This is a genomic window from Arthrobacter sp. Soil_C_49, assembly GCF_057656635.1.
On the sequence record NZ_JBDGJZ010000004.1, the window covers coordinates 196,254 to 202,784 of the forward strand.

Sequence of the window (6,531 nt, forward strand, 5' to 3'; positions counted from 1 at the left end):
GTCCCCTTTCAAGGGGACAGGCGCCGTCGTTGTTTGTTGGCTTAGTCCTGCTCGCCTGGCGGCGGGCCGGGCCGGGGGAGCCGAAGTTCCCGGGGCTTGGCTTCCGCCATCCGCTCCTCAGTCCAGTACTCGAGGATCTCCTCGCGCGTCTGGTTCAGGTCGCTGCGGCTGACCGCATCCTCGCCGGACCCCGATTCCTTACCGTGCTGATGCGGCACTGTTGTAAGCCTGCTGGATGACCGAACCCCAGTACGGACCGTACATCACGGCGGAACGGTCGTAGCCGTAGCTGTTGATGGAGTTCTGGACGCCGGAGGAACTGGTGCCGATGAACCACGGCCCGCCGGAGGAACCGCCGGTCATGTCGCAGGGGATGCCCTGCGTGTTGAACTGCGGGTTGTAGGGGTCATTCGACGCGGGTCCCGTGCAGCTCTTGAGGGTCTCGCCGTTGAAAGGCGAGGCTGCCGGGTAGCCAAACGACTTGTAGGTCAGGCCCCGCGCCTGGTTGAACGCCACGCCCGAGGCGCCGACGACGTCGGCCAGGTTTTGCCCGCTGCTGTTGGGGCCCACCACGGCGAATCCGGTGTCATAGGCCATGTCCCCTCCGCTGCTCCACTGGGTGGGCGCGTGCAGGGAGGTGGCGGTCCACTTGCCGTAAGGGGCCGCGCCGTTCTCGTAGGCAGGAACAAAAACGAAGTTGGTGGCGAACGTCCCCGGGCCTTCATTCACGCAGTGCCCGGCGGTTGACACGGTGCTCTTGTTCTTGGCGGACACCGAGTTGCCCGAGCACACGTAGTTGGCGCCTGCAAGCGTAAAGAAGACCTTGCCCACCGTCTTCACGGGAGCTTCGCTCTGCGCGAGGGTCGGTTTGCCCCCGGTGGCCTTAACCTCGGTGCTCTTGCCCTTTTCCACAATCAGCGGGCTGGACCGGTTGCCCCGCTCCAGCGCCTTGCCCGCCAGCACATCGCCAGGGATGGCGGTCAGCATCCGGTCTGTTGTCCAGTAATCGGCTGCCGCTCCCGCATTTTCAACGGCTGCACTCGTGACGGACGGGTTCTTCGCGTCATCGGAAGCGGCCGGGGCAGCAGTGGCGCCGCCGGCTGCAGTGAGTGCCAGAACGGCTGCGGCCGAAAGGCCCAAAAGGCCGGTAGCCAGAGACCTGGTGCGTGTCATGGTTGTCCTGTCTTAACGGGGACGGCCGTGGGAAGGGCCGGAAGTGACGTCCCGAATTTATCCGGATATGACAGCTTTGTAAATAGTAGTGACGTATCATGTAGCGGCCGTCCACGCTCCGGAGACGTCCCCGGCCGGAAAGCCCGACGGCGGGTGGAGGCACCCGGGCGGGTGGCGCCGTCGTCCGTTCTCCATCGCTGTAATCCTGCTCACCGGCGGGGTAACCATGGGGCGCCGGTAGGGTTCAAAAGCCCGTACTCGGGTAAGTTGGAGATGATAACCAAGCCGACCCACAGGGAGACGCCCGCGCATGTCCAAGATTATCTACACCCACACCGACGAAGCGCCGATGCTGGCTACCTATTCGTTCCTGCCCATCATTGAGGCGTTCGCCTCGACAGCAGGTGTGGAGGTGGAGACCCGCGACATTTCGCTCGCCGGCCGCATCATCGCCGTCTTCGGTGACTACCTGACCCCCGAGCAGCAGATCGGTGACGCCCTTGCTGAACTCGGCGAGCTGGCGAAGACGCCGGAAGCCAACATCATCAAGCTGCCCAACATCAGCGCTTCCATCCCGCAGCTGAAGGCCGCCATCGCAGAGCTGCAGGCCCAGGGCTACGCGCTGCCCGACTACCCGGACAACCCCTCCTCGGACGAGGAGACGGCCATCCGCTCGCGCTACGACAAGATCAAGGGCTCCGCCGTGAACCCCGTCCTGCGTGAGGGCAACTCGGACCGCCGCGCACCCCTGTCCGTGAAGAACTACGCACGCCAGAACCCGCACTCCATGGGCGCCTGGACTGCGGACTCCAAGACCAACGTGGCCACCATGGGCAAGGACGACTTCCGCTCCAACGAGAAGTCGGTGGTCATCGAGTCTGAAGGCACTATTGCCATCCAGCTGGTCCGCGAAGACGGCTCGGTGAAGGTCCTGAAAAAGGCCTTCCCGGTCCTGGCCGGCGAGGTCATCGACGGCACCGTGATGCGAGCCGCCGCCCTGGACGAGTTCCTGCAGGCGCAGGTTGCCCGCGCCAAGGAAGAGGGCGTGCTGTTCTCCGCCCACCTGAAGGCCACCATGATGAAGGTTTCGGACCCCATTATCTTCGGCCACGTGGTCAAGGCCTACTTCTCGGAACTGTTTGAGACCTACGGCAAGCAGCTGGCCGCCGCCGGCATCAGCCCCAACAACGGCCTGGCCGCCATCCTGAGCAGCCTCGAGGACCTTCCCGAGGACGTCCGCGAAGGCGTGCAGTCCCTGATCAAGAAGGGCCTCGAAGAAGGTCCCGCCCTGGCCATGGTGGACTCGGACAAGGGCATCACCACCCTGAACGTCCCCTCCGACGTCATCGTGGACGCGTCCATGCCCGCCATGATCCGCAGCTCCGGCCACATGTGGGGCCCGGACGGCAAGGAAGCTGACACCCTGGCGGTCCTGCCGGACAGCTCCTACGCCGGCATCTACCAGGTGGTCATCGATGACTGCCGCGCCAACGGCGCCTACGACCCCACCACCATGGGTACTGTCCCGAACGTGGGCCTCATGGCACAGGCCGCCGAAGAATACGGCAGCCACGACAAGACTTTCGAGATCCAGGAAGCGGGCACGGTGCAGATCGTGGACGGCTCCGGGAACGTCCTGATCGAGCATGAGGTTTCCGTCGGCGACATCTGGCGTGCATGCCAGACCAAGGACCTGCCCATCCGCGACTGGGTCAAGCTGGCCGTCACCCGCGCCCGTGCCTCGCAGACCCCGGCCGTGTTCTGGCTGGATGAGGAACGCGCCCACGACGCCAACCTCATCGCCAAGGTTAACGAATACCTCAAGGACCACGACACCGAGGGCCTGGACATCCGCATCATGTCCCCGGTCAAGGCCATTGAGTTCACTCTCGAGCGAATCCGCAAGGGCGAGGACACCATCTCGGTATCCGGCAACGTCCTGCGTGACTACCTCACGGACCTGTTCCCCATCCTCGAGCTGGGTACCAGCGCCAAGATGCTGTCCGTGGTTCCGCTGATGAACGGCGGCGGGCTCTTCGAAACCGGCGCCGGCGGATCCGCTCCGAAGCACGTCCAGCAGCTGCTCAAGGAAAACCACCTCCGCTGGGACAGCCTGGGTGAATTCCTGGCACTGGCCGTCAGCTTCGAACACCTGGCCACTACCACGGGCAACGCCCGCGCCCAGGTCCTGGCCGACACCCTGGACCGCGCCACTGGCACCTTCCTGCTGGAGAACAAGTCCCCGAGCCGCCGGGCCGGCGAACTGGACAACCGCGGCAGCCACTACTACCTGGCCCGCTACTGGGCCGAAGAGCTGGCCAAGCAGACCGCCGACGCCGACCTGGCAGCCGCCTTCAGCTCCGTCGCCAACGAGCTTTCCTCCAAGGAGGAGACCATCGTGGGCGAACTGGCCGAGGTCCAGGGCTCCCCGGTGGACATCGGAGGCTACTACAACCCGGACGACGCCAAGGCTTCCGCCGTGATGCGCCCGTCCGCCACGTTGAACAAGGTGCTCTCCACCCTGAGCTAGGGCAGGGCTTCTTGTCCCTCAGGCAACGCCAAGAGGCGGTGTCCCGGATACCCGGGGCACCGCCTTTTCGGTGTTTGGCTGGGACTCGCCCATGCGCACTATGCCGGCCTCCCGCCGTCGTACGCCCTTCTTCCGGCGCCCGACGGCGTTAGTCCTTGCCTTTGCCCTTGTCCCCGCTGCCCTTCTTGTCGTCCCCGTTGCCGTTGGCCGGGGCGGGCTCCGGGGTCGGTTCCGGGGCAGGAGCCGGCGTCTGGGTGGCTGCCTGCGAGGCTTGGGCAGCGGCCGCCTCCTGAGCAATGCGGGCCTCTTCCGCTGCCTTCGCCGCCGCAGCCTCGTTGAGGTCGGCGCGGACAGCGGCGGCAATGGTGGTGATGGTCTGCTGCCGTTCCTCGGAAACCTGCCCCTTGCTTTGCGCGGCCGCCAGGTCAGCCTCAAGGTTTTGAAGGGCTTGCAGTGCCGCAGCGGGATCGTTCCGCGAGGAAGCCTCGCTCACTTCCAGGACGCGTGCCTGGAGTTGCCGCGCCGCGCCCGGCTGCAGGCTTGCATCCCTGGTGCCGCAGCCAGTCAACAGCCCGGCGGCCAGAACGGCTGCCGTCCAAACCACAACCCAAGGCGAGCGTGGCCTCCGGAAGTGCGTCCGCGTCACGGCTCGACGCTCTTCTGGAGCTCCTCCAGGTGGTCGCCCAGGACGCCGGTCACCGTTGGGTAAGGCACGACGTCGGGCGGGGACTGGGCGGACAGGCTCACCAGCACAGCGGCTACAGCGGCTGCCAACACCACAACCCCTAAAAGCACTGCCAGCCAGACCCGCCTGCGGCGGGATGTCGCGGACAGCTTCTTTCCGGTCTGTTCTCCCTTGGTCCCCAGTCCCGCGGCCGGCGAAGGCGCTTCGTCCAAGGGCCCCGCTGCTTCCCTGAGTTCGTCCACCGATTCCTCAGCAGTAATGGAAGGGGGATGGAATGGCATGGCCGGCAGTACCCGCGTGGTTTCCGGAACGAGTTCTCCCGGGGTGGACGCGGGGGAAACCAGCGCCTGCCGCAGGGCAGTTTCGATGTCCGCTGCGGCGGGACGCTCCAGCGGCTCAATGGCTGTCATGGAGCGGATCAGGTCGGCCCATTCCTGGGGCAAATCCTCAGGTATTTCCGGTGAGCGGTGCAGGCGGGCCACCGCCGACTCCACCGCGCCGCCCGGATATTCAACGGTGCCCTTGATGCACTCAAGAAGCACAAGTCCCAGGGAATAGATGTCCGAGGCGGGGCCGAGGGGCTGGCCCAGGGCCTGCTCCGGGCTGAGGTAGGCTGCCGTGCCCACCATGGTTCCTGTTGCGGTGAGGCGGGTTGCGTCCGCGATCCTGGCGATGCCGAAGTCCGTGAGCTTGGGGCGCAGCGGCTCGCCCGGGCGGATCTGGACCAGCAGGATGTTTGCGGGCTTGATGTCCCGGTGGATGATGCCCAGACCATGCACGTATGCCAGCGCGTCGGCGATGCCGGCTCCGATGACGGACAGCTCTTCCAGCGGCACCCTGCTATGCCGGATGCGGCTGCGCAGGTCCTGGCCGTCCACCAGTTCCATGGTCAGGAAGGGCCTGGGTTCGTCGGGAATCCGGTTGTCGATGCCGGCGTCAAAGAGTGTCACCAGGCCGGGATGGTTAAGCGTGGCCAGGAGTTGGATCTCCGCTTCCTGGCGTTTCAGTTCATCGGCGTCCGGAGCCTGCGGGGCGAAGAGTTTGAGGGCAACATCGCGGCCCAGTTTCTCGTCGCGGGCGCAGTACACCGATGACATCCCGCCGCGGCCAATGACCTCACCCAACCGGTAACGTCCGCCGACAACTTCATTCTTGATGGAGCTAGGCGATTCCGCCACCATGACCGTTCCTCCCGGTGCGCTGCGGCACTGTCCTACCTCAAATTATACGGGCGCTCGAGTAATCAGGGGATTGGCCTGCGCTTCTGTTCTGGCACACGCCGGTGGCCCGCCGGCGAACCTCTAGCTTCCGCCGCCGGACCACCGGCCACAAGGACATGTGTGCTGATGACATGTTTGCGTGAATTGAAGTGTTTTTCGTCGTGTGTTTTGCGGGTCCTCCTCTCCCTCAGCCTGCTTGCTGCTGCCGCTTCAGGCGCATGGCGCAGGCACGGCTAACAAAGCGTGAGACGCCTAGGAGACCTTGCGCTTGCGGAGGAGGACCAGGAGGCCCGCCACCAGAAGCAGCAGGGCGAGCGGGACGAGCGAAGCGTCCATGCCCGTGTTGGCCAGGGCGGTGGTGCCCTGAGCGGTCCCGCCCTGAGCAGCGGTGCTGCGCGCAGTGGTGTCGACGCCGATAGCGCCGCTCACTGCGGTGGAGCCTGCCGGTGCTGCGGAGAAGCCTCCGGTGCCGGCGGTACCGGCGTCCCCGCCGGTGCCTGTTCCGGTGTTGCCTGTTCCGGTGTTGCCCGTGTTGCCGTCGGTGTTTCCGCCCGGAGTGGTGGTACCGGGGTCAACAGTGCCGGTGCCTCCGGTGTTGCCGTCGCCAGGGTTCTCGGTGCCGGGGTTGCCAGTTCCCGGAGTGCCGGTGCCTGGGGTTTCGGTGCCGTTGGCGTCGCCGCCCAGACCTATGCCGAGGTCAATGCCCAGGTCGATCCCGGCGTCGAGCCCACCAATACCGCCGGTGTTGCCCAGGTCGAGGTCGACCACTGCGTCTACGATGGCGTCGAGGCCGCCGGTGGTGCCGTCAGTTCCGGTGCCGGTGTTGCCGAGGTCGAGGTCAACGACTGCGTCTACGATGGCGTCGAGGCCGCCGGTGGTGCCGTCAGTTCCGGTGCCGGTGTTGCCGAGGTCGAGGTCAACGA

At 65.8% G+C, this 6,531-nt stretch carries 6 protein-coding genes; 1 reads left to right on the plus strand and 5 read right to left on the minus strand.

Features of this window, described 5'->3' with window-relative positions:
• Positions 1-41 precede the first annotated feature (41 nt).
• Both AC3A4Z_RS09075 and AC3A4Z_RS09080 read right to left on the minus strand, forming a co-directional pair.
• On the minus strand, positions 42-218 hold the full coding sequence (locus AC3A4Z_RS09075) for a hypothetical protein (protein ID WP_493970299.1): 177 nt from the start codon (positions 216-218) through the stop codon (positions 42-44).
• Positions 199-1,173 carry a trypsin-like serine peptidase gene (locus AC3A4Z_RS09080; RefSeq protein WP_498711297.1) on the minus strand — a complete coding sequence of 325 codons (975 nt, stop codon included), beginning with the start codon at positions 1,171-1,173 and terminating at the stop codon, positions 199-201. The genes AC3A4Z_RS09075 and AC3A4Z_RS09080 overlap by 20 nt, the downstream gene beginning before the upstream one ends.
• A gap of 310 nt (positions 1,174-1,483) precedes the next feature.
• Here AC3A4Z_RS09080 and AC3A4Z_RS09085 point away from each other — a divergent pair, with 310 nt between their 5' ends.
• Entirely contained in the window at positions 1,484-3,703 is a 2,220-nt protein-coding gene (locus AC3A4Z_RS09085; protein WP_498711298.1) for an NADP-dependent isocitrate dehydrogenase, read from the plus strand.
• Between the two features lie 148 nt (positions 3,704-3,851).
• On the opposite strand, the gene AC3A4Z_RS09090 is transcribed toward AC3A4Z_RS09085, so the two are convergent.
• The 3 genes from AC3A4Z_RS09090 to AC3A4Z_RS09100 form a co-directional block, all read right to left on the minus strand.
• A complete protein-coding gene (locus tag AC3A4Z_RS09090) occupies positions 3,852-4,307 on the minus strand; it encodes a hypothetical protein (RefSeq protein WP_498711299.1) in 456 nt (151 codons plus the stop codon).
• 38 nt (positions 4,308-4,345) lie between these two features.
• The gene (locus AC3A4Z_RS09095) at positions 4,346-5,569 is read right to left on the minus strand and encodes a serine/threonine-protein kinase (RefSeq protein WP_498711300.1); all 1,224 of its coding nucleotides are present in this window, start codon (positions 5,567-5,569) and stop codon (positions 4,346-4,348) included.
• 291 nt (positions 5,570-5,860) lie between these two features.
• Positions 5,861-6,531, minus strand: a 671-nt coding sequence (locus AC3A4Z_RS09100; RefSeq protein ID WP_498711301.1) for an LPXTG cell wall anchor domain-containing protein, incomplete at its 5' end; no start/stop codon positions are given.

What these genes read in the sequence shown, in the direction of transcription:
- AC3A4Z_RS09080 (WP_498711297.1), bottom strand. Translation starts at nt 1,173, where the DNA reads ATGACACGCACCAGGTCTCTGGCTACCGGCCTTTTGGGCCTTTCGGCC.
- AC3A4Z_RS09085 (WP_498711298.1), top strand. Translation starts at nt 1,484, where the DNA reads ATGTCCAAGATTATCTACACCCACACCGACGAAGCGCCGATGCTGGCT.
- AC3A4Z_RS09095 (WP_498711300.1), bottom strand. Translation starts at nt 5,569, where the DNA reads ATGGTGGCGGAATCGCCTAGCTCCATCAAGAATGAAGTTGTCGGCGGA.